General features: G+C 39.3%; 21 protein-coding genes. 12 read left to right on the plus strand and 9 right to left on the minus strand.

All coding sequences use genetic code 11. The annotated features are described in order from the left end of the window. Positions 1 to 23: 23 nt before the first annotated feature. Together GQR38_RS15730 and GQR38_RS15735 are read right to left on the minus strand one after the other, a co-directional pair. Positions 24 to 410: a VOC family protein gene (locus GQR38_RS15730; RefSeq protein WP_165722628.1), complete on the minus strand. Its 387-nt coding sequence runs from the start codon at positions 408 to 410 to the stop codon at positions 24 to 26. A gap of 70 nt (positions 411 to 480) precedes the next feature. Further along, positions 481 to 1,560 carry a ketoacyl-ACP synthase III gene (locus GQR38_RS15735; protein WP_165722626.1) on the minus strand — a complete coding sequence of 360 codons (1,080 nt, stop codon included), beginning with the start codon at positions 1,558 to 1,560 and terminating at the stop codon, positions 481 to 483. Between the two features lie 153 nt (positions 1,561 to 1,713). Here GQR38_RS15735 and GQR38_RS15740 point away from each other — a divergent pair, with 153 nt between their 5' ends. The 7 genes from GQR38_RS15740 to GQR38_RS15770 all read left to right on the plus strand — a co-directional run bounded on the left by GQR38_RS15740 (position 1,714) and on the right by GQR38_RS15770 (position 7,454). Beyond that, the gene (locus tag GQR38_RS15740) at positions 1,714 to 3,021 is read left to right on the plus strand and encodes an amidohydrolase family protein (protein ID WP_165722625.1); all 1,308 of its coding nucleotides are present in this window, start codon (positions 1,714 to 1,716) and stop codon (positions 3,019 to 3,021) included. A gap of 8 nt (positions 3,022 to 3,029) precedes the next feature. Beyond that, on the plus strand, positions 3,030 to 3,434 hold the full coding sequence (locus tag GQR38_RS15745) for a DUF4440 domain-containing protein (RefSeq protein WP_024593117.1): 405 nt from the start codon (positions 3,030 to 3,032) through the stop codon (positions 3,432 to 3,434). Between the two features lie 61 nt (positions 3,435 to 3,495). Further along, a complete protein-coding gene (locus GQR38_RS15750; protein WP_206006263.1) occupies positions 3,496 to 4,737 on the plus strand; it encodes an ATP-binding protein in 1,242 nt (413 codons plus the stop codon). After that, positions 4,734 to 5,261, plus strand: a complete 528-nt coding sequence (locus GQR38_RS15755; protein ID WP_165722621.1) for a response regulator — start codon at positions 4,734 to 4,736, stop codon at positions 5,259 to 5,261. The genes GQR38_RS15750 and GQR38_RS15755 overlap by 4 nt, the downstream gene beginning before the upstream one ends. Positions 5,262 to 5,288: 27 nt before the next feature. After that, entirely contained in the window at positions 5,289 to 5,714 is a 426-nt protein-coding gene (locus GQR38_RS15760; protein WP_165722619.1) for a DCC1-like thiol-disulfide oxidoreductase family protein, read from the plus strand. A 918-nt stretch (positions 5,715 to 6,632) separates the two neighbouring features. Then, on the plus strand, positions 6,633 to 7,055 hold the full coding sequence (locus tag GQR38_RS15765; RefSeq protein ID WP_165722618.1) for a hypothetical protein: 423 nt from the start codon (positions 6,633 to 6,635) through the stop codon (positions 7,053 to 7,055). Positions 7,056 to 7,175: 120 nt separating this feature from the next. Continuing rightward, positions 7,176 to 7,454, plus strand: a complete 279-nt coding sequence (locus tag GQR38_RS15770; protein WP_008171402.1) for a peptidylprolyl isomerase — start codon at positions 7,176 to 7,178, stop codon at positions 7,452 to 7,454. 73 nt (positions 7,455 to 7,527) lie between these two features. Here GQR38_RS15770 and GQR38_RS15775 read toward each other — a convergent pair whose 3' ends face one another. The 6 genes from GQR38_RS15775 to GQR38_RS15800 all read right to left on the minus strand — a co-directional run bounded on the left by GQR38_RS15775 (position 7,528) and on the right by GQR38_RS15800 (position 11,883). Beyond that, complete coding sequence (locus GQR38_RS15775; protein ID WP_165722616.1) at positions 7,528 to 7,875, minus strand: energy transducer TonB; 348 nt, start codon at positions 7,873 to 7,875, stop codon at positions 7,528 to 7,530. 167 nt (positions 7,876 to 8,042) lie between these two features. Then, positions 8,043 to 8,702, minus strand: coding sequence for a DsbA family oxidoreductase (locus GQR38_RS15780; protein WP_101163586.1), 660 nt, complete (start codon positions 8,700 to 8,702; stop codon positions 8,043 to 8,045). A gap of 123 nt (positions 8,703 to 8,825) precedes the next feature. Further along, entirely contained in the window at positions 8,826 to 10,046 is a 1,221-nt protein-coding gene (locus tag GQR38_RS15785; protein WP_165722614.1) for a Xaa-Pro peptidase family protein, read from the minus strand. A gap of 101 nt (positions 10,047 to 10,147) precedes the next feature. Then, positions 10,148 to 10,756: a flavin reductase gene (locus GQR38_RS15790; RefSeq protein WP_121953601.1), complete on the minus strand. Its 609-nt coding sequence runs from the start codon at positions 10,754 to 10,756 to the stop codon at positions 10,148 to 10,150. A 9-nt stretch (positions 10,757 to 10,765) separates the two neighbouring features. Then, entirely contained in the window at positions 10,766 to 11,488 is a 723-nt protein-coding gene (locus GQR38_RS15795) for an SDR family NAD(P)-dependent oxidoreductase (RefSeq protein ID WP_165722612.1), read from the minus strand. Continuing rightward, complete coding sequence (locus GQR38_RS15800) at positions 11,485 to 11,883, minus strand: DUF393 domain-containing protein (RefSeq protein ID WP_101217054.1); 399 nt, start codon at positions 11,881 to 11,883, stop codon at positions 11,485 to 11,487. Before GQR38_RS15800 ends, GQR38_RS15795 begins: the two co-directional genes overlap by 4 nt. Positions 11,884 to 12,003: 120 nt before the next feature. Here GQR38_RS15800 and ppc point away from each other — a divergent pair, with 120 nt between their 5' ends. After that, complete coding sequence (gene ppc, locus GQR38_RS15805; RefSeq protein ID WP_007582382.1) at positions 12,004 to 14,649, plus strand: phosphoenolpyruvate carboxylase; 2,646 nt, start codon at positions 12,004 to 12,006, stop codon at positions 14,647 to 14,649. A gap of 425 nt (positions 14,650 to 15,074) precedes the next feature. Then, a complete protein-coding gene (gene cdd / locus GQR38_RS15810; protein WP_165722610.1) occupies positions 15,075 to 16,001 on the plus strand; it encodes a cytidine deaminase in 927 nt (308 codons plus the stop codon). Positions 16,002 to 16,187: 186 nt separating this feature from the next. Here cdd and udp read toward each other — a convergent pair whose 3' ends face one another. Continuing rightward, complete coding sequence (gene udp / locus GQR38_RS15815) at positions 16,188 to 16,943, minus strand: uridine phosphorylase (protein ID WP_007582384.1); 756 nt, start codon at positions 16,941 to 16,943, stop codon at positions 16,188 to 16,190. Positions 16,944 to 17,396: 453 nt separating this feature from the next. Between udp and GQR38_RS15820 the strand changes: the two genes are divergently transcribed. The 3 genes from GQR38_RS15820 to GQR38_RS15830 all read left to right on the plus strand — a co-directional run bounded on the left by GQR38_RS15820 (position 17,397) and on the right by GQR38_RS15830 (position 20,774). Continuing rightward, positions 17,397 to 18,506: an arginase family protein gene (locus GQR38_RS15820; RefSeq protein ID WP_024607791.1), complete on the plus strand. Its 1,110-nt coding sequence runs from the start codon at positions 17,397 to 17,399 to the stop codon at positions 18,504 to 18,506. A 129-nt stretch (positions 18,507 to 18,635) separates the two neighbouring features. Beyond that, positions 18,636 to 19,325, plus strand: coding sequence for a transporter substrate-binding domain-containing protein (locus GQR38_RS15825; RefSeq protein ID WP_024607790.1), 690 nt, complete (start codon positions 18,636 to 18,638; stop codon positions 19,323 to 19,325). A gap of 147 nt (positions 19,326 to 19,472) precedes the next feature. Next, a complete protein-coding gene (locus GQR38_RS15830) occupies positions 19,473 to 20,774 on the plus strand; it encodes a hemolysin family protein (protein ID WP_007582388.1) in 1,302 nt (433 codons plus the stop codon). Positions 20,775 to 21,017 lie beyond the last annotated feature (243 nt).

Consider the following 21,017-nt stretch of genomic DNA (forward strand, 5'->3'; position numbering starts at 1 on the left):
GTAAGAACTTGAGCTTATGAGTTTTAAACCTCATAAAGCTCAAGTGGCAAGTTATCTGGATCGGCAAAAAAGGTAAATTTTTTGCCGGTTATTTCATCCACTCTAATATCCTCAACGTTTACATCGCACGACTCTAAATACGTTTTTGCAATCTGTACATCCGCTACCTTAAAAGCTAAATGTCTTAAGCCGTGTGCTTCGGGATAGCTTGGTCTTGCGGGCGCTCCATCAAACGAAAATAACTCTATTTGACTACCATCGGGCATGGCTAAATCTAATTTATAAGAGTTACGCTCTGCTCTAAAGTGCTCGTTAATAATTTCAAGTTTAAGTACGTTGCTATAAAAGTGTTTAGAACGTGCATAGTCACTGCAAATAATGGCAGCGTGATGAATACCTAAAAGTTTCAAATTTAATTCCTTAAAAAGCAAAAACGCACTTAATGAAGTGCGTTTTATATGTTGCTTACTACATGTTGTGTTAGCTTGGCTGCGCTTCTTTACATGCTTTAACGGCCGGTGCTACAAGTTCTAAACCGGTTTTATCACATGGCGGTAAAGCGGCATCGCTTACACTAATAGGCGTTACGCGTTCGCCCCATTTTATGTAACTTGCAGCCCAGGTAAGGCCTGCACCAAATGCAGCAGACATAATGTTTGAATGCGGTTTAATTAACCCTTGCTCAACGGCTTCACATAACGCAATAGCAATCGTAGCAGCAGAGGTATTACCATACTCACCAATGTTAACCATTACTTTTTCGTCAGGTACTTTTAAACGATGCTGAATAGCCTGAATAATACGTAAGTTAGCTTGGTGTGGAACGAGTACATTAATGTCATCAAGGCTCAAATCGGCTTGTTTAAGTACATCGTCGCACGCTTCGCTCATGCCTTTAACAGCACGTTTGAAAATTTCACGACCTTCAAATAATAAATCAGATGGACCAATTGGCTCATATTTATTTAAATCACTACCAAAGTTAGTGATGTGTAAAATATCGCGGTCTTCACTGTCACAACCGGTTTTAGTACCAAGTAGACCCGCTGGTGTTTCTGCCGCTTCAAGTACGACTGCACCTGCACCATCACCAAATAATACAGCGCTGTCACGGCGTGCCCAGTTTACGTACCAGGTCATACGCTCAGCGGCAATGACCACTGCTTTTTTGATCATACCCGCTTGAATTTGTGCTGTAGCAGCTTGCAATGCATATAAAAAGCCCGAACATGCCGCGTTTGTATCCATTGCGGCAGCGCCAGTTGCACCAATATTTTTTTGCACTTGTGAGGCGGTATTTGCCACAACAGTAGAAGGTGTACAAGTGGCTAATATCACTAAATCAATATCTTTAGGATCAACGCCCGCGCACGCAATAGCATGCTTAGCAGCAACGGTTGCCAGCTCGGCGGTACTTACATGGCTCACTCGGCGAGATTTAATGCCTGTACGCGTGGTTATCCACTCGTCGGTGGTATCAACTATTTCACTAATTTCATCGTTGCTAATGCTTGCTGGTGGAATGCATTTACCCCAACCAGTGATATGTGCGTAAGGCATAGTATGTTCTCTTAAGGTGGTCTGACATGTATTTCTAATGGGTGAGTTATACCAAAAAACGGCTTTCAAGACTAGTTTATAGCATGCTTTGTATCGTAAATATTCGCAATTACGGGTTATTTAAGGTAATGCTAGTATAAAAAAGGAGCAAGTATGAAAACAATACTAATAACAACATTCACTTCAATAGCGCTGGCATTAATTGCAAATGGGGCTTTTGCTCAACAGCATAAAATTATTTATGCGGGCAGCTTACTTGCATCCGAGGATCAAAAAGTAAAAACAGAGCAAACGTTAGTCATAACAGATAATACAATAACAGCCATTAAAGACGGCTACCTCACAAAAGCAGAACTTAACCTATCTGATGCCGATATTATCAATCTTAAAAATCAATTTGTAATGCCTGGTCTTATTGATATGCATGTTCACGTTACGTTTGAGCGAGATGCTAAAGCAAACCCTCACCGCTGGGCAACAGAATATGATGCCGACTATGCTTTGCGCTCAATTAAATATTTGCAACGTACGCTCGATGCGGGTTTTACATCAGTGCGAGATTTAGGTAGCGATCATAAAGTTATATTTCCGCTAAAACGCGCTATCGAGAGAAATGATATTAACGGCCCTCGTATTTTTGCAGCGGGTAATACAATATCGCCTACCGGTGGACACGCAGATATGCACGGTTATCGAAAAGATATTACAGATGCGGTTACAGGTGGGATTGGTATTTGTAATGGCGCGGATGATTGTAGCCGTGCGGTACGCGAGGTAATAAAAAGTGGCGCTGATGTAATTAAAATTACTGCCACAGGTGGAGTATTGAGTAATACCGCCGCAGGGGTTAACCAACAACTTACAGATGCAGAGCTGATTGCAATTGTTGATACTGCTCACCACTTAGGGCGTAAAGTTACAGCGCATGCGCACGGTACACAAGGTATAAAAGCGGCCTTAAAAGCCGGTGTAGATTCTATTGAGCATGGCTCTTATTTAGATAAAGAGGCAATAAAGTTATTTAAAAAAACGGGAGCTTATTTAGTACCGACGCTTTTAGCGGGTGCAACGGTAAGCGAAGAGGTGCTTACAAATCCAAATATGCCACCGGCAATAGCCGACAAAGTGCGTGAAGTGACTCCAAAAATGCAGGCTTCGTTTAAACTTGCACTGAAAAACAAGGTTAATATAGCCTTTGGAACAGACTCAGGTGTGTCGCGTCATGGGCTTAATGCTAACGAATTTAGTTTAATGGTAAACAATGGTATGAGCGAAGCCCAAGCTATTAAGTCAGCAACCATACATGCAGCTAAACTACTGGGGCAAAGCGCACTCATTGGCGACTTGAGTGTTGGTAAGCAAGCAGATATTATCAGTGTGAATGGCTCACCGCTTAAAAATATCGACGTACTTAAAAACGTGCAATTTGTTATGAAAGCCGGGCAAGTTTATAAACAATAGGGAAGGTTATGAGCAGCAAAATAAAAGTGTCGTTGTTTAATCATTTGATTGACGCTGAGCGCCAGTTACTAGACCCAGAAGTTCGCCAATCTGAGCGGGCATTAGATGCTTTACTCGATGATGAATTTATCGAAATTGCTGCCAATGGCACTACATTTAATAAATACCAAGTACTTACCCGCTTACCTACCGAGGTTGTGCCACAGTTTTATAATCAGCATTTTAAAGGGCGAATGCTAAGCGATGATGTAGTGCAACTTAGTTATCAAGCTGCTTATAGGCGCTCTGCTCGCAGTGAATTTAATTATTCATTGCGTATGTCGCTTTGGCGTCAAACTAACGAACAATGGAAAATGGTGTTTCATCAAGGAACGCCTTGTGCACCGTTTTCAATTTCGATGGATGATGATTAAAAATCATATAACCGTTAAAATAACCTTATTAAACATTTGATTGGGCAATTACCTCTTGTTAATGCGTACCGACCCCACCATTAGTCGATTATTAATGCTGCGAAGCGGCGCAATTGCGGTGCAATTAATTGCGGTGCTTAGCGTTTATTTTTTATTAGAACATCAAATTGCATTACTGCCTTTACTTATTGTTATTGCCGTTGAGGCTGTGTTTCAGCTTATTAGCCTATTTGCTTATCGAAATGTAAGCCGTGCTAAACCTTTGGGTATGTTGATGCAGCTAACTGCTGATGTATTATTTTTAACGGTTTTGCTCTCTCTAAGCGGTGGTGCAACCAATGCATTTGTATCACTGTTATTGCTCCCGATAATGATCGCTGCTGTTACGTTGCGAGAAAAAGGATTAGCTTATATTGCGGTATTAGCCATTGCCGCATACAGTTTTTTACTGATAAAGATGCCCGATCACAGCATGCATCAAATGAATATGAGTGGTCACTTTATTGGCATGTGGGTTAATTTTGTTTTAAGTGCTAGCGTAATCGCATTAGTGATTGGCGCAATGAGCAGGGCACTTAAAGAGCGAGAGCAAATTATTGCAAACGTGCGTGAAAAACAATTACGTAATGAACAGCTTGTTACCCTTGATGGGGCCGCTGCACAAATAACCCATCAACTAGCGACCCCAATTGCAAATTTACAGCTATTGTTTGAAGAGTTATTAGAAGACCAACCAAACAACCCCATTGTTAAGCACATGCAAGCGCCGCTTACTCAGTGTAGTACGCAACTTAACGACTTTAGAAAACTCTCAGAGCAGCTACGCCTCAAAAATTCGCAAGAGCATACCAGCGTAAAGCAACTGCAGACACAAATTACAGACACACTTCTACTGCAATACCCTGATCAGCAAATTAAATGGATTACGCCACCTATTGCAGCAACATTGATAAGTGATGCCATGTTATTGCCTGCTATTTTAAATTTATTGCAGAACGCCGCGCTCGCTAATCAAAAACAAGGCCAAACTCAATTAGAGCTGAGTTGGCAGCAAGATAACTTACATAGTGAATGCGTTTACTTGTTAATTCGTGATTTTGGCCCTGGCTTTTCATCATCGCAATTAGCAGAGCTGGGCGGGCAACTTATGCCAAGCGATCAAGGAATGGGGCTTGCTGTGCTTTTATCAAATGTTACTTTTGAGCGTTTGAATGGCTCACTTACCTTGTTTAACCATGCAGATGGCGGCGCTGTTGCCAAAGTTAAACTCGCTATTGTAAACACTGAGAATAACGCCTTATGAAGTTACTTATAATTGAAGACGACATAAATTTAGCCAGCACACTGGCAAGGCGCTTAACTAAACAAGGCTTTATCTGCGAGGTGGCGCATAACCAAAGTGATGCGTTACTTACCGCGCGTAAACTATTGCCCGACTTTATTTTATTAGACATGAAACTAGGTGACGACAACGGACTTGCACTCATAAAGCCGCTGCGTAGTTTACTCCCCCAAACTCATATTGTTTTACTAACTGGGTTTGCAAGTATAGCAACCGCAGTAGAGGCAATGCGTTTAGGCGCAAACGATTACCTTACTAAGCCGGTTGATATGGCAACTTTATTAAAAGCGCTTAACACCGAGCCTGTGGCATCGACATCGAATGTTATTGGTGATGCGGTTATGTCGCCAGAGCGTTTAGAGTGGGAGCATATTCAACAAGTATTACACAGTAATAATGGCAATGTGTCGGTTACCGCAAGGCAACTTAATATGCATAGGCGCACGTTACAGCGTAAATTACAAAAAAAGCCGGTGCAGCTGTAGTTTAGTACTTAATTTAAGGAAGGTATTATGAGCGATGATGCAGCTACACTAATGCAAAATCAAAAAATTATATTATTTGATGCGCAATGTAAGCTGTGCAGCGCGTGGTGTAATTTTATTATTGCTCACGATAAAAATACTATTTTTAAATTATGCAGCGTGCAATCTCCAAAAGGGAAATTGCTGTTAACACACTTTGGTTTTTCAACAATTGAATATGCCTCAATGGTTTACCTAGAAAATGGTAAAGCGTATACGCAAAGCCATGCTTTTTTTAACGTTGTTAAGCAGCTAGGTTACCCATACAAACTAGCAACTGTATTTAGTATTTTGCCAAATAGGTTTAATAATTGGTTATACGATAGGATTGCTTTAAACCGCTATACCTTATTTGGAAAATATCAGTACTGCAGAATACCCAACCCAGAGGATGCCAAACATTATTTAACCTGAATGCAGGTAAAGAAATTTACTAATGTTTTGAATCATAGTGCTCCATTAGACAAATACTTTAAGCAGTGGAATAACCGCAATGATGCAATATAAGCTGCTTATGCATCGGTCAGCTGTTAGGGTTTTTTCAATACCTGACACCACCGATGGTATAACTAATGGATTAAATTCAGCTATAAAGAAGATTGAAATAGCTACACTGTATTATGAAGCCCTCCTTCTGGAATTAGGTGCTAATATGTTTAAAAAAAGCAAAGTTTTTTTGTCGTAATGTTTTTAGCTTAATTCGCTTGGAGTACTTATTTAGTAGCAATTGTTTCAGAAGGCCTGGCTACGAAAAGTTGGCCTGTGGTCGAGGGTACTGTTATTTTTAGTAATGCATTGCGTATACAACATAACCAGGAGCGCTATATTATAGAGGTCGAATACTCGTATTCAGTTGAGAAAAAGCTATTTTTTGGAAACCGAGTATCTAACTTTAACTCTATGCTTGATAGAACGGATCGAGATTTCTAACTTAAGAAATATGAAATGAGCGATAAAGTTAATGTTTATTATAACCTTAAGGAGCCTAGTAAAGCCTACCTAATAGTCGGTGTGGACTACGGTATTTATCTTTTGTTGTTTGCGCTTATAGCAATGGTAGTTTATTCAGCCGTGAATTTAAGAAGGTTATTTAAAAACTGATTTTAGAAAGGCTCATAGCAGAGGCAGAAAACTAATTGGGTTAGGTTTTTTCTTCTTGCCTTTGGTTGATTACTGCTAATCTTGAGGTATTAATTTATACAAATTGATAGGTTATAAAATGGCTAGGCCTCTCAGGTTAGAGTGTACGGATGCGTTATAGGGCTATCCTCCCCGAAAATTAATAGAAGCCAAATGTATAATTTTTTCTTATTGTAAACATAGGAGGAAAATATGAAAAAATTTATATCTATGTCTAAATTGTTATTTTTAATAGTAGCTGTTTTTTCTGTAAAAGCATTTCCTTTACAGGAAAATATTGAATGTAAAAAAGTATCATGGGGTCAACTGTTTAAGAATCAAAGTGAGCTGATTGGAACTAAAGTGTGCTTAGTTGGATATTATGGACACCTTGTTTTTTATGAAGATCATGCAGCTTTAGAGAATATGTCAAAGCAATACTTAGTATTCCCATTTTACGGTGATGTAACGGAGGGGTTTGTTAAGCGTTGTAGCGATAGAATGCTTTTAGTGGAGGGCGTTATTTCCAGCCATGAAAAAAGTAAAGCACCACGAATAAGGAAAGTAACTAGGTTAAGCCCATTCTCAGACCCTGAATATAGCTGCTTAGATCAAATATCAGGTTTCGTGAATTAAAGTGTACTATTAAGTGTTGCCAATTATTAGATTGGTTAGCTATAAGTAGATGCTAGGTTTAGGTGGCTGTGCTAAAATCGCCGCGTTTAATTTTAGCTAACGGTATAAAAGGCTTTTTTCATGGCAAACACAGCACATGCACTTCACATTTTGGTTAAGCACAAAGAAATTGCAGAAGATATTATTAAGCAATTGGGTAAAGGTGCAAAGTTTCAAACCTTAGCTAAAAAGTATTCATCATGCCCATCGGGTAAAAAAGGCGGGGATTTAGGTGAATTTGGACGCGGGCAAATGGTCCCACAGTTTGACAAAATTGCATTTAAAGGTGCAATTTTAGAACCCCACCTAGTTAAAACAAAATTCGGCTGGCATGTTATTAAAGTGCTTTATCGTACTTAGTTTACTTTTTAGTAAGAAGTAGCCTTCGCTATATAGAAAAAGGCTGCAATGTGCAGCCTGTTTTAGTTAGTTATTATTTTGCTAAATTAAAATCTATAGTCATTTCTAAATTCTCATCAACTACCGCAATACCATTAACTACTTTAGGTGCGTAACGCCATTTAGAAAGAGAGCGAATCGCTGCTTTATCAAAAATTTTCACAGGCTCAGCTTTAATCACTTTAATATTAACTGGCTTACCAGATGCATTTACATCAAAAGACATTGTCACACTACCTTCAATTTTTTCACGGACACTTTTAATTGGATACTCTGGAGGGCTGGGCATTATTAGCGTAGAGTTAGGGCTATCAGGTAGAGGTGTTGTCGAACATGCGGTTAAAAGAAACAGTGAAGTTAATGTTGTAATTATATATTTCATTATAAATCCCTTTATAGGTATTGTTATCGATTAGTTAGATGTAGTTTCTATAATGACACCAAAAGAGATTTAAGGTGAATAATAAATTTGTATTGTTTTTGAACTGATGAATATACGAGAAAGGCTGCAATGTGCAGCCTTTCTTAATTTTAAACTTTATTTGTATATTAAGCGTCTTCCTTGGCTTCTTCTTCACTAATTTGTTTTAGTGCTTGAATGAATGAGTCGCTTGGTTGTCCGCCAGTAAGTGCATATTTATCGTTTATGATAAACGTAGGTACTGAAGTAATACCCATCTGTTTAAAGTTGTCTTGCTCTTGGCGTACGTCTTGTACGTATTTGTCTGAATGTAGAATACCGCGCGCAGTTTCTTTATCAAGACCCACTTTTTCAACTACGTCGAGCAATGCTTCTTCTTGATTTAAGTATTTTAAATCTGTGAAGTGCGCTTCGAAAAAGGCGAGTTTTAACTCTGTTTGCTTACCTTCTTCACGTGCCCACATTAATAAACGATGCAAGTCAAAGCTGTTGATCATGATGCGTTTGCCATCAAAATTAAAGGTGAATCCAGCACGTTGACCGGCTTCGAACATGTTTTTACGATTTTCGTCGCCTTGCTCTTCACTTAGGTTGTACTTTTGCATTAAATGTTCGTTTAAGTCTTGACCTTCAATTGGCATATCTGGATTTAGTTCAAAAGGATGCCACGTAATATCTGCGCTCATTTCGTCTTTAAGTTGCTCTAGTGCAGTTTCTAGGTTTTTATAACCCACTACACACCAAGGGCACATTACGTCTGAAACGATATCAATTTTAAAGTTTTTCATATTTATCCTTTTGAGGATTGCTTATAACTAAGTATAAAAAAGGATATTGGGATTAATTTAGCTTTATCAATACCAAACTAAAAAGAGCAGCTATACAGCTGCTCTTTTAGAAGGTACTAATCTTTAGGCGTTAAGCCCAAATGGGTCGTCAATGCTATAACTTGGTTGTGTAAACCAATGAGGGCCGTTGTCGGTCATGTAAAAATGATCTTCTAAACGTACGCCAAATTCATCCGGTATAACTAACATTGGCTCGTTACTAAAGCACATGCCAGGGTCAAGTGGGGTTTTATCACCGCCAACTAAGTATGGCCATTCGTGAATGTCTAGCCCAATGCCGTGACCCGTTCGATGCGGGCAACCCGGTGTTTGGTACTGCGGACCTAGCCCTTGCGCCGCTAAATAAGTACGTGCGCCCGCGTCTACGTCTTCGCAGGTAGCACCGATTTTAGCGGCATTAAACGCGGCCATTTGCGCTGCTTTTTCATGATCCCAAAACATCCGTTGGCGCATTGTAGGTTCGCCAAATACATAGGTACGGGTTATATCTGATAGGTAATCGTGTACTTTACAGCCGGTATCAATTAATACCATATCGCCTTTTTTAAGTACTTGGGCGTCTTTAACACCGTGCGGAAAAGACGTTGCAACACCAAATAAAACAATACAAAAATAGTTACCTGGCGCGCCTACTTTTTGATGTGCTTGCTTAATAAAGGCTTCTACTTCGGTGGTGGTTACTCCCTCATAAAGCATGCTTGCTGTGGCTTGATGTACGGCTAAGGTCATATCCATCGCGCGCTGCATTAAGCTAAGCTCGTGAATTGATTTATGCATACGGCAATGCGCCGTTACAGGTTGTGCGTTTATGAGTGTTAAACCCGTTTGCGCTTTATTAATGCCGTCGAATATAAAAAATTGTGCGCTTTCATCAATGCCAATGGTTGCGTTTTCATTAATGTTTAGTTTTTTTAGTACTTCGACAAAAAGTGCATAAGGATTTTCGTGCTCTTGCCACCCATGAATAGGTCCCTCTATTACTTTAAACCCGTTTAGTGAACCAATTTCGAAATAAGGCGCAATGTATTGTACTTCACCAAGGGCCGGTAATATTGCGCCAACCATGCGCTCGCTCGCGTACCATTTCATACCTGTAAAGTAGGTTAGGTTGGTGCCAGCGTTTAAATAAATTGCATCTATGTTGTTTGCAAGCATATAAGCTTGCGCTTTGGCTATGCGCTCTAAATGTTCGTCAGCTGCAATAGGGGTTAGCGTTTGCGTCATATTACTTAGGCTTGCCAACGCTTGCTCGCTTGATTGTGTACCTATGCCCGTAGTGGTCATGTTTTTCTCCTTGGATTTTTAGCTAGTGTGATTAATATCAAGGTAAAATTCAATGTTATGCGATAAGAGGCTAATAGTTTATAGCCTCTTAAATAGTCATATTATTTTTTAGCGTAAGGTAAACGCGTGAGTTTATTGCTTGTGTGGTAGCTATCAAGCCCGGTTACTGCGACTGTTTCTATTGCTTGTAAATCTAGGAAACCATCGCTTTGCAGCGCGGCTTTATCAACAAAAACATCCATAATTTCGCCAATAACGAGCTCAGTCCCATTGATGGCTAAATGTTGATTTTCTACAAATTTAACCGAGTACTTTAAGCGGCTTTCTTTTACAAAAGGGGCTGCAAAGTCGTTTAAGTATTCAGGTGTTAAGCCTGTAGCATCAAACTCAGACTCGTCTTTATCGTAACGGGCTGAAGTTTGATGAGCTTGTTTATAAATCGACTTATTCACTTGATTAATGGTGTAAGTTCCCGTTTGTAAAATATTTTCAAACGTATGACGCGGCACACTGTGAGGGCGCATAATCATGGCGACTAAAGGTGGGTTAGCCCCAAGGTGAATAACCGAGCTTACAATCGACAAGTTGGTATTGCCGAGTAAGTCTTGCGTGCCAATTAAATTAGCGCTTTTAAAACCCGAAAGAGAATTAATTAAATGTGTACGGGTATGTTTTTCAAGTGCGTCTATTTGCGCTTTAGTAAAATGCATTAAAAGTCCTTACCACGGTATGGTTGAGCCTTGCCAGTCTAAATAAGCAGGCTCACCGTTTAGTTTTAAATCAGGGTTATTGTTTGTTAATTCAAATAGTTGCTTGGCTACAAATTCAGGGGTAAATAATTTGCCTTCAGGTACATTCTTTTGAAAGGGCTTTGAAAGTGCTGTATCGGTAGTGCCAGGGTGAAACAGAATGAGTTTGGTATTTTTAGCTCGGCGTGAAAGCTCAATCGCTGCGGTTTTAAATAGCATGTTAAGAGCAGCCTTAGATGCGCGGTAAGTATACCAACCACCTAATTTATTGTCGTTTATGCTGCCTACGCGCGCACTGAGTGCTGTAATAGTACACTGCGTTTTGTGGGTTAACAGAGGCAAAATACTCTGCAAGCAAAGTAGGGGAGTTAGGGTGTTTGAATTTAGAAGTTGGCTAAAATACTCAGCGTCTAAATCCTCCATCTTTTTTTCAGGCATATGGGTTTCGTTGTGCAGTGTACCATTGAATATAATAACTTGTTGTATATCGGCATTTTGCTCTTTTAGGTAATTAGTAACGCGCGCTAAACTTTGTTTTGTGTAGTCAGTATGCAGGTGGACAACACTTGAGCCAGACTCAATACTTTTTGAACTAATACAAACGATCTGATGAGTAGGCGTGTTTATTTGTAAATGTTCTATATATGCATTTGCTATGGCACTGCTTGCGCCGAATAAAACAATAGTTTTCATTTATCACCTTTTGCTTTTAGTCCACATTGGCCGTTACTGCACTGAGTATTTGGCATTAAAAAGCGACTGATGAGGTGCCGATACTTAGCAAATAATAGGTATCCGCAGTCAGCGAAAAAGCGAATTATTGGCAAGCGAAAAATTTTCAACCAGCTGTGTTTACCCACTATTTTCCATGCTTCGTAAGTTACATCAAGCCCATAAATCATTTCACCTGATTGCTTTTGAGCTTGAAGGTAGTTCATTGCTTTGTCTTTATCAATATACGGGTAGCGCTCGCTGAAGTCGCTCGCGTTAAGATCTTCAAGCGTAATTAAGTTTTTGTTATCAGCGTGTTTTAGTTGCTGCATTTCGGTGCTACAAAGAGGGCAGTTACCATCGTAAAAAATGATCATGTGAATGCTTTGTGATTATTTTATATATACTTTTTTACGACAAGACATTGCAAATGGATCTATTAAATATCTCTTCATGATGATATTAATAGTGTCCTACGAAAAAATGGAGACTGATAAATGAGTGAACAATACGCCGCCTTGCGAGGTAATGTAAATTTACTAGGGCAACTACTAGGACAAACAATCAAAGATGCCCAAGGTCAAGCGATTTTAGATAAAGTGGAAGAAATTCGTGCTTTATCAAAATCATCTCGCAGTGGTAACGAAGACGACAGACAAGCGCTAATAGATGTTTTACATGCGCTTAGTGATGAAGAGCTTTTACCGGTTGCCCGTTCATTTAATCATTTTTTAAACCTTGCTAATGTAGCAGAGCAATTTCATACCGTTTCGCGTTTTAATGACGTTGGCCTTGGTCAACAAAACCCTCTCACTCAAACATTAAAAACGTTAGCTACAAAAGCAGAACAAGGCCAGTTAGACAGTAATCATTTGGCCGAAACACTCTCAAAACTCCACATAAACTTAGTATTGACCGCTCACCCAACCGAGGTTACGCGCCGTACTATTATTAATAAACACGTTGAACTAAGTGATTGCTTAGCGTCATTAGAGCGAAAAGATAACTTAGTGCAAGAGCGGGACAATATTTTAAATCGTATTGAACAGCTGATTAGCCAAGCTTGGCATACCGACGATATTCGTCGCTCTCGCCCAACGCCAGTTGATGAAGCCAAATGGGGCTATGCAGTAATAGAAAATAGCCTGTGGCATGCGGTTCCGCGCTTTTTACGTGAATTTTCAGCCAATGTTAAAGACCAGTTGAGCTTAGAGTTACCAATAGATTACAGCCCAATTGAGTTTACATCGTGGATGGGTGGAGACCGTGATGGTAATCCATTTGTAACATCGCAGGTAACAAAAGAAGTGCTTGATCATGGTCGTTGGATGGCACTTAACTTATACATTCAAGATTTAAAAACGTTGTGCGCTGAACTCTCTATGTCAGATGCCAGTGATGAGCTTGTTGAGCTTGCAGGGCAAGAGTTTGAACCATATAGAGCGGTAATCAAAAAGCTTAAAAATCAGGTTGCAGAAACAGTGGCGCACTTAGGTGCTAAAATTAAAAATAAGCGCAGCGATTCACAAGATTTAATTACTAATATTAATCAGCTTAAGCACCCAGTTGAAGTGTGCTATCGCTCGTTATTAAAGTGTAATATGAAAGTAGTTGCGGATGGTTTATTACTTGATTTACTGCACCGTATAAATAGCTTTGGTTTGCGTTTAGCTAAACTTGATGTGCGCCAAGATTCGTCTCGCCACGGCGATGTGTTTTCAGAACTGACTCGTTATTTAGGTTTAGGCGACTACAACCAATGGCAAGAGCAAGACAAACAAGCATTTTTACTTGCAGAGCTTAACTCGCGCAGACCGCTTATTCCAAAACATTGGCAACCAAGCCCTGATGTACAAGAAGTACTTGATACCTTTGATGTAATTGCCAAGCAAGACGAAGCAACATTTGGTTTGTATATTATTTCGATGGCACGAACAGCGTCAGACATTTTAGCAGTACAACTGTTGCTAAAAGAAAGCGGCTGTAGCTTTGATTTACCAGTAGCACCGTTGTTTGAAACACTCGACGATTTAAACGCAGGCAGTGATGTAATTACCACATTGCTTGATAATGTTTGGTATCGCGGGCACATTAAAAACACCCAAAACGTAATGATTGGTTACTCTGATTCAGCTAAAGATGCCGGCATGATGGCAGCAGGTTGGGCGCAGTACGAAGCAATGGATAAGCTAGTACAGCTTGCTGATGCACGTGGTATTGAGCTTGTTTTATTCCACGGACGTGGTGGTACAGTAGGACGTGGTGGTGCACCCGCTGCACAAGCGCTGCATTCACAACCGCCTGGCTCATTAAAAGGTGGCTTGCGTGTAACCGAGCAAGGCGAGATGATTCGCTTTAAATTTGGTTTACCCGATGTAGCACTGCAAAGCTTAAATATTTACGCAGGCGCAGTTCTGCAAAGTAACTTATTACCGCCACCAGAGCCAAAACCGCAGTGGCGCGAAGTAATGAAGCTAATAAGTGAGGAGTCGTGTGAGCACTACCGTAATGTAGTTCGTCATGATGAAAACTTTGTACCTTACTTTAGAATGGCAACACCTGAGCTTGAACTGTCTAAGTTACCGCTTGGCTCGCGTCCTGCAAAACGTAATCCTAATGGTGGCGTTGAAAGCCTGCGTGCTATTCCATGGATTTTTGCGTGGAGCCAAAACCGTTTGATGCTTCCTGCATGGCTAGGTGCGTTAACAGGTTTAAAAGCTGCGCTTAATAAGTACGGCGCAGAAACCCTAAACGAAATGAGCTTACAGTGGCCGTTCTTTAGATCGCGCCTAGAAATGCTAGAAATGGTATTTAGTAAAGCCGATTGTTGGTTGAGTGAGCATTATGATAATGCGCTGGTGGAAGATATGTATAAACCACTGGGTGTAACACTTCGTAAAGAGCTTCAAGAAGCCATTAGCTTGGTGCAATCACTTAGCCCGCAAAAAAGCCTACTAGCCGAACAACCTTGGATTAAGGAGTCGATTAGTTTACGTAACCCGTACACCGATCCACTTAACTTACTACAGGTTGAGCTTTTACGCCGTGCTCGCTCAGAGGAAAAACGCAACGAAGGTGACATTGATAATGCATTAATGATCACGATGACAGGTATTGCAGCAGGTATGCGTAATACCGGCTAACATATTATTTTGTTAGGTATACCAATTAATTATTTTGTTGGGTATATCAGTTAAAATTAAAGGGAGCACGCGATGTGCTCCCTTTTTTTGCGTTTAATAACCTAGGGCCTGTTTATCTTTCGAGGTTAAATTTGCAGCAGTGTATTTGGTATTTAGGCAAGGCAGAGCCTATGTAGTGTGGTTATTCCCCATAAATAGGCGATAACGCAGCATAAATACCAAACACGCGCTGCCCAAAGGTTCGTCCTAGGGACGATTAACTCTTTGTTGCTCGGTTTTTACTTAGCCCACTAGGTTACAAACCTCGCGCCACGATTAAATCGTCCCTAGTTAGAACAAATTTTAATCCTGAAAGGTCAACAGGCCCTAGCAATTAGCGGCTTAACCTTTTAAACTACTTAGCCATTGAATAATTAAAAAATGTTATGGCTTCAGCAACTTTTACTGTACAGCAAGATACAGCACTTACAAATTCTCACATCACATTAAACGTAGCGCAAACAGCGTCCTTACGTAGTCAATTAAAATCACAACGTGGCATATTAAATTCTAATAATATTAAACAGTTATGCGCACAACTTAATGTGTCTGATGATGCATTATTACAAGGTTTAGTACCTTTGGCTTCTGAGTATGCTGTAGCGCCGATATCAGATTTTCATGTAGGCGCAATTGTTAAAGCACTTGATGAAAACGATGAGGTAAACTTTTACTTTGGTGCAAATGTAGAGTTTGATCATCAAGCATTGAGTTTAGTGGTTCATGCAGAGCAATCGGCTATAAATAACGCATGGTTAAACGGCGCTAAAAAAATAGTTAAAATAGCGATTAGCGATGCACCGTGTGGGTATTGTCGTCAGTTCATGAACGAACTCGCTGATGCGAAAGAGTTTGATATTTTATTGCCAGAGCAACACTTTAAATTGGCAGAATTACTGCCGCACTCGTTTGGGCCGACTGATTTAGGTAACGCGTTTAGCTTGTTTAATCCAGAGCCTCACCAGCAAGTATTTGCAAATGATCAACTAGATGAAAAACTAGCAAGTACAGCATTAAACGCATACGTACCCTATAGTAAAAACTTTAGTGCAGTAAAAATTAGTACATTTAAAAATGGTGATTTTTACGGAAGTTACGCAGAAAACGCAGCGTACAGCCCAAGCTTGTCGCCACTACAAAGTGCACTTAGTCAATTATTTATCGCAGGGCTTAGCTTTAACGAAAGTACGGTAAAATCAATTACACTTTTAGAAACCGCAGGCCATGAAAACCAAGCGGGTGTAGCACGTGCTGTACTTGCAAGTTTTAACAACCTGCCGGCAATAGAAGTAATTAGTGCACAGCTAAAATAACCTTTCAAAAACAATAAAGCACAGGCAGAGCTGTGCTTTATTAAAATGTGCCATTCTATCGAATTAAATAACTCACTAACTGCGTTAAAAATTATTCATATAAGACAACTATACTTCATAATTTTTGCCTTGTTACTGAGCCATTTTCTTATCGTTATAATAGCCCATTAATTAATAGAACTTATATTAATCAAGTAATACTTTTGCCGCTTCTAATACTACCGCTACAGATTTACGCTCAATTTCACCATGGTCAACATTTGGTATTTCTTGGCGAGTACGATTAACAAGTACGCCTGCTACACATGCTGCTTGTAAACCAAGGGCTGCACACATAGTAAATAATGTTGCTGATTCCATTTCGTAGTTCATCACGCCCAGTTTTTGCCACTCTTCGCAGCTACCTTGTAGTGATTTAGGAACGTAACCAGAATGCGTATCGTAACGCTCTTGTCCTGGATAAAATGTATCGCTTGATGCAGTAATACCAATATGAAAATCGATATTTAAGTTTTTACATGCTTGTACCATAGCTTGTGTTGCATAAAAGTCAGACACAGCAGGGTAGCTAAGAGGAGCAAAATGCTGGCTTGCACCGTCTAAACGTACAGACGCTTGGCTAATTAAAATTTCGCCTTCGTTGATATGTGGCTGAATCGCACCTGTTGTACCAATACGTAAAAATTTACGCACGCCAAGTTGTGCTAATTCTTCTACTGCAATCGACGTAGATGGACCACCAATACCCGTAGAACAAACAACCACCGAATGGCCGTTTAGTTGACCTAAGTAAACATGAAACTCACGAGTTTGAGCAAGGCAGGTTGGGTTGTCTAGGAATTGTGAAATGCGTGCAGCACGATCTGGATCGCCCGGTACAATCGCAAGTTTTGCACCTTTAAGATCGTCAATACATAGTCCTAAGTGAAATACCTTTTCCATAGCTAAGCCTTTTTATAATAAATTGTGTCAATCTAGCATCATTGCTAGAAACGTTTATCAAGTACAGGACGATTGTCCGTTTTATATTAACTCCTCCAATTAAGTCTTAATAATTTTAAGAACTAATTTGATTTATTCATCAACTATGAATATTCAATCAAGTGCTTATACAAGTAGCCTTGTTGTGCTGTTGACATGTTCAAGCAGACATAATAAGTATCAACCAAGCGCGTAACTACAATTAAATAGTTTATGGTAAATATTCATTAATATTAAATTAATTCAATGGCTTAAATTTTTTTAAGCACGTAAAAGCTAACGTGTTTATTTATATTAGGCACAGAGTTATTTAGCAAAGTGGAATTTATTTGAAGTTTAGGCACTTTTGGTGATTTTGCATAACTAATCAAAAGTAATTAGCTACGTACAGAATAAAAATCGAAGGAGTTTATTATGAGCACACAATTTGAAGCATTTAAAAACAAAGTTGAGCACTGTTTGTGCGCACCGGGTGATGGCGTATACACAGTAAATACTGCAAAGGAGCGCAAAGCCGCACTGCGTAATAAACTTTATGGACAAACTGAAAACGTTGATAATTTGTGGCGCGAGTCTTTAAATGAATTACCAAATTCTCCACATAAAGCCGTTATGTTAGGTATTAGCTCAGACTGTGGCGGTGGTATTTTACGCGGTGCAAACTGGGGGCCACTGTTTGTGCGCTCAGCTTTAATTGATCAGCAACCGCAGTGTCATTCGTTTGATTTAGGCGATGTACGTGTAATCCCACATTTACTTCATGATAAATACCTAAATGATGCAACCATTTCTAATTGCCAAAAAGCCCTATACGGTAATGAAGATAACGACTATTACGTAAGCCCATTATCAATCACTGAGGATGTATGCGACAGTTTTTACGCAACATTTAAAGATAAAGGTATATTTGGTATTGGTGGCGATCACTCAATAAGTTACCCACTTACCAAAGCGTACTTAAAAGCAAAGCGTGAGCAAGGTAGGCGCACCGCTATTATTCACTTTGACGCGCATACAGATTTACTCGTTGAGCGCTTAGGCATAGATTTATGTTTTGGCTCGTGGTGTACACATATATTAGAGTTTTTACCTGCGCCGCATCATTTAATACAGTTTGGTATACGCTCAAGTGGCAAGCCTAAAGCGCATTGGGAAAATACTTTTGGTATTAAACAGCACTGGGCACATGAAATCATTGAGCGCGGCGCAGCAGCAGTTGCTGCCGACGCTATTGCACAGTTAAAAGCCGATAACGTTGATGAAGTATACGTAAGCTTTGATATTGATGCGCTTGATGCAGAGTTTGCATCTGCCACAGGTACGCCAGAACATAATGGTTTAACACCACAGCATGCACTTGATATTTTATCAGCCATTGCGGATGAGTTCCCGATTACTGGTGCTGATATGATGGAAATAGCGCCATTTACCGACAGCTCTTTAGTGGGTCAATCAAGCTCTGAAACGACACTTAGAGAAGGCGCTAAAATTTCAGCCTTTTTAATTAGTGCGATGAACAAGTAAGCTGTAGGAGCTATAAATACTAGCACTATCAGCGTATAAGTGTGCATTACATGACTAAAAACTAGCAGTTCATAAAGCCTCAGCTATATTTATTAAATACATATAATGAGTTAGTTGAGGCCTCGCTGAATGAAATTATTGATCTTTTTATTGTTCATTAGCTGTATTAAAGTTGATGCAACTGAAATAACAATAGTAACGGAAGTATTTCCGGACTTTCAGTATCTCAATGAAGATAATAAACTCGTTGGCCGCTCTGTCGAGAAAGTTCATAAAGCGCTAGAAGGTACTGGTATAAACTACACTATGTTGGCGCATAGTTGGGCCATATCCTACAATGCAGCGCTACGCGATAAAAATACCTGTATATTTTCAATTGTTCGATTACCTAATAGAGAAAGTAAGTTTAACTGGGTAGGTGAACTGGAAAGCTTTGATTCTGCCATTTATGGTCTAAAGTCCAGAGGTATAAAGTTAAATACTCTCAATGATGCTAAAAAATATAAAATAGCAGTACTGCGTGATAACTTTAGTCATCACTATTTGCTTGAGAGGGGCTTTAGTGAGAACAAGCATTTATTACTCATCGATAGCCTAGATAAAATAGATAAACTCATAAGCACTCGTCACCATATACTTGATTTTGTTATCCTCAACAAAAAGCAATTTAACTACCGAGTTAAAACAGAGCCTAAGCTTGAGTTACTCGAACCATTACTTAATTTAAATACAACTCAGTCTCCGTTATTTTTTGCCTGTAATATAAATATGGATCCGGCTTTAGTTTCTCAATTAAAAGTCGCCTTTAATAAAATTTAAGCACTTTAAATTTGCTTTTTTACCTCTCAACCAATTGAAAATTAATAGCTTAAATATATTTCGTAAATATAAATTGCTGCGTTTAAAAAACCGATTATAATCCAGCTGCTTTTTGTTTAAAAAAGCACTAACTTTTTGGAGCGTTAAATGGGTGATTTAATCGGGATTAGCTTATTGATCTTGATCAGTGCGTTGTTTGCTATGTCAGAAATAGCAATTGCAGCGTCGCGTAAAATAAAACTGCGAGTAATGGCAGATGAAGGGAATATAAAGGCAGCAGCGGTACTAAAGCTACAAGAAAATCCAGGGGCTTTTTTTGCCATGATCCAAATAGCACTCAACGCGATAGCGATATTGGGTGGTATTGTGGGCGAGCAGGCCTTATCGCCTTATGTTGAAAGTGTGTTGGTATTGTTTTATCAAGGTGCGCATTTAGAAAAAATTAGCTTTTTATTCTCGTTTTTTACTATTACATCCTTGTTTATATTGTTTGCCGATTTAATGCCAAAGCGTTTAGCGATGATCATGCCAGAAGCGGTCGCTGTTAGAGTGGTTACAATAATGCGCTGGGTTACCTTTGCATTAACCCCGCTGGTGATGTTTTTTAATGGTGTCACTAACTTTGTGTTGCGCTTATTTAAAGTGCCCGCTGAGCGAGAAGACAATGTGACAACAGAGGACATTGTTGCCATGATGGAAGCAGGTGCTGCATACGGTAGTTTGCAAAAGCAAGAATATGAACTCATCGGGAATGTGTTTGACTTAGAAGCGCGATTTTTATCAAGCGTAATGACGCCACGCGACCAAATTGTATATTTTGATTTAAACGAATCTAGCCATGATATTGCGACTAAAATTATTGACCATCCTCATAACCACTTTTTAGTGGTGTCAGGAAATTTAGATAAGTTGCATGGCTCTGTTGAATCTAAAGATATTTTACGACAAGTACTAAAGGGCGAAGCTGCCAATATAAACGATGATCTCATTGATAAAGATGTTTTTTACTTACCTGAAACATTAAGCTTATCAGAAGCTTTAAATGCGTTTAAAAGTGCAGCAAAACCATTTGCTGTTGTCGTAAACGAATATGCACTTTCGGTGGGTATTGTAACGGTAAAAGATTTAATGAAAGGGTTTATGGGTGATTTAATCACTCATCAAGGCGACGAATTAATCATAGAACGCGATAAAAACTCATGGCTTGTAGATGGCTTAACCCCAATTACCGATTTAGCAAAAGTACTTGATATAGAAGAATTTCCTGATCAGATGCACTATGAAACGGTCGCTGGTTTTTTAATTTACAATATGAAGCGAATACCTAAACGCGCGGAGCATTTAACTTTTTCAGGCTTTAAGTTTGAAGTTGTTGATGTAGAAGGAATTAGGGTAGAGCAGTTGTTAGTTTCAAGGGTTATTAACCCGCAGAGTGCTAATATCCTTTAAAATAAGGTGTGCGCTTTAGTTTCTATATAATTAGCCAAGCTGTATTTGCTTGGCTTTTTTGTGTCTGTTAAAAACTTCGTTTCTAAAATGAGATATTATTTCAATATGTTAAGTTGTTTTATTTTCATACAGTCTTGATTCTATTTTCATCTAATTAACATTAAATGCAACCTAAGACGTATATTGTACTGAGGAGTGTAAGTTTGTGTAAATTTCTTCTAATTAAGATTCATTATCAGCGCG

This window comes from Pseudoalteromonas sp. c7(2019) (assembly GCF_011378625.1).
Lineage (GTDB): Bacteria > Pseudomonadota > Gammaproteobacteria > Enterobacterales > Alteromonadaceae > Pseudoalteromonas > Pseudoalteromonas arctica.

Coding starts and splice junctions, on each gene's coding strand:
- GQR38_RS15735 (WP_165722626.1), bottom strand. CDS start 1,560: ATGCCTTACGCACATATCACTGGTTGGGGTAAATGCATTCCACCAGCA.
- GQR38_RS15740 (WP_165722625.1), top strand. CDS start 1,714: ATGAAAACAATACTAATAACAACATTCACTTCAATAGCGCTGGCATTA.
- GQR38_RS15745 (WP_024593117.1), top strand. CDS start 3,030: ATGAGCAGCAAAATAAAAGTGTCGTTGTTTAATCATTTGATTGACGCT.
- GQR38_RS15750 (WP_206006263.1), top strand. CDS start 3,496: ATGCGTACCGACCCCACCATTAGTCGATTATTAATGCTGCGAAGCGGC.
- GQR38_RS15755 (WP_165722621.1), top strand. CDS start 4,734: ATGAAGTTACTTATAATTGAAGACGACATAAATTTAGCCAGCACACTG.
- GQR38_RS15760 (WP_165722619.1), top strand. CDS start 5,289: ATGAGCGATGATGCAGCTACACTAATGCAAAATCAAAAAATTATATTA.
- GQR38_RS15765 (WP_165722618.1), top strand. CDS start 6,633: ATGAAAAAATTTATATCTATGTCTAAATTGTTATTTTTAATAGTAGCT.
- GQR38_RS15770 (WP_008171402.1), top strand. CDS start 7,176: ATGGCAAACACAGCACATGCACTTCACATTTTGGTTAAGCACAAAGAA.
- GQR38_RS15775 (WP_165722616.1), bottom strand. CDS start 7,875: ATGAAATATATAATTACAACATTAACTTCACTGTTTCTTTTAACCGCA.
- GQR38_RS15780 (WP_101163586.1), bottom strand. CDS start 8,702: ATGAAAAACTTTAAAATTGATATCGTTTCAGACGTAATGTGCCCTTGG.
- GQR38_RS15785 (WP_165722614.1), bottom strand. CDS start 10,046: ATGACCACTACGGGCATAGGTACACAATCAAGCGAGCAAGCGTTGGCA.
- GQR38_RS15790 (WP_121953601.1), bottom strand. CDS start 10,756: ATGCATTTTACTAAAGCGCAAATAGACGCACTTGAAAAACATACCCGT.
- GQR38_RS15795 (WP_165722612.1), bottom strand. CDS start 11,488: ATGAAAACTATTGTTTTATTCGGCGCAAGCAGTGCCATAGCAAATGCA.
- GQR38_RS15800 (WP_101217054.1), bottom strand. CDS start 11,883: ATGATCATTTTTTACGATGGTAACTGCCCTCTTTGTAGCACCGAAATG.
- ppc (WP_007582382.1), top strand. CDS start 12,004: ATGAGTGAACAATACGCCGCCTTGCGAGGTAATGTAAATTTACTAGGG.
- cdd (WP_165722610.1), top strand. CDS start 15,075: ATGGCTTCAGCAACTTTTACTGTACAGCAAGATACAGCACTTACAAAT.
- udp (WP_007582384.1), bottom strand. CDS start 16,943: ATGGAAAAGGTATTTCACTTAGGACTATGTATTGACGATCTTAAAGGT.
- GQR38_RS15820 (WP_024607791.1), top strand. CDS start 17,397: ATGAGCACACAATTTGAAGCATTTAAAAACAAAGTTGAGCACTGTTTG.
- GQR38_RS15825 (WP_024607790.1), top strand. CDS start 18,636: ATGAAATTATTGATCTTTTTATTGTTCATTAGCTGTATTAAAGTTGAT.
- GQR38_RS15830 (WP_007582388.1), top strand. CDS start 19,473: ATGGGTGATTTAATCGGGATTAGCTTATTGATCTTGATCAGTGCGTTG.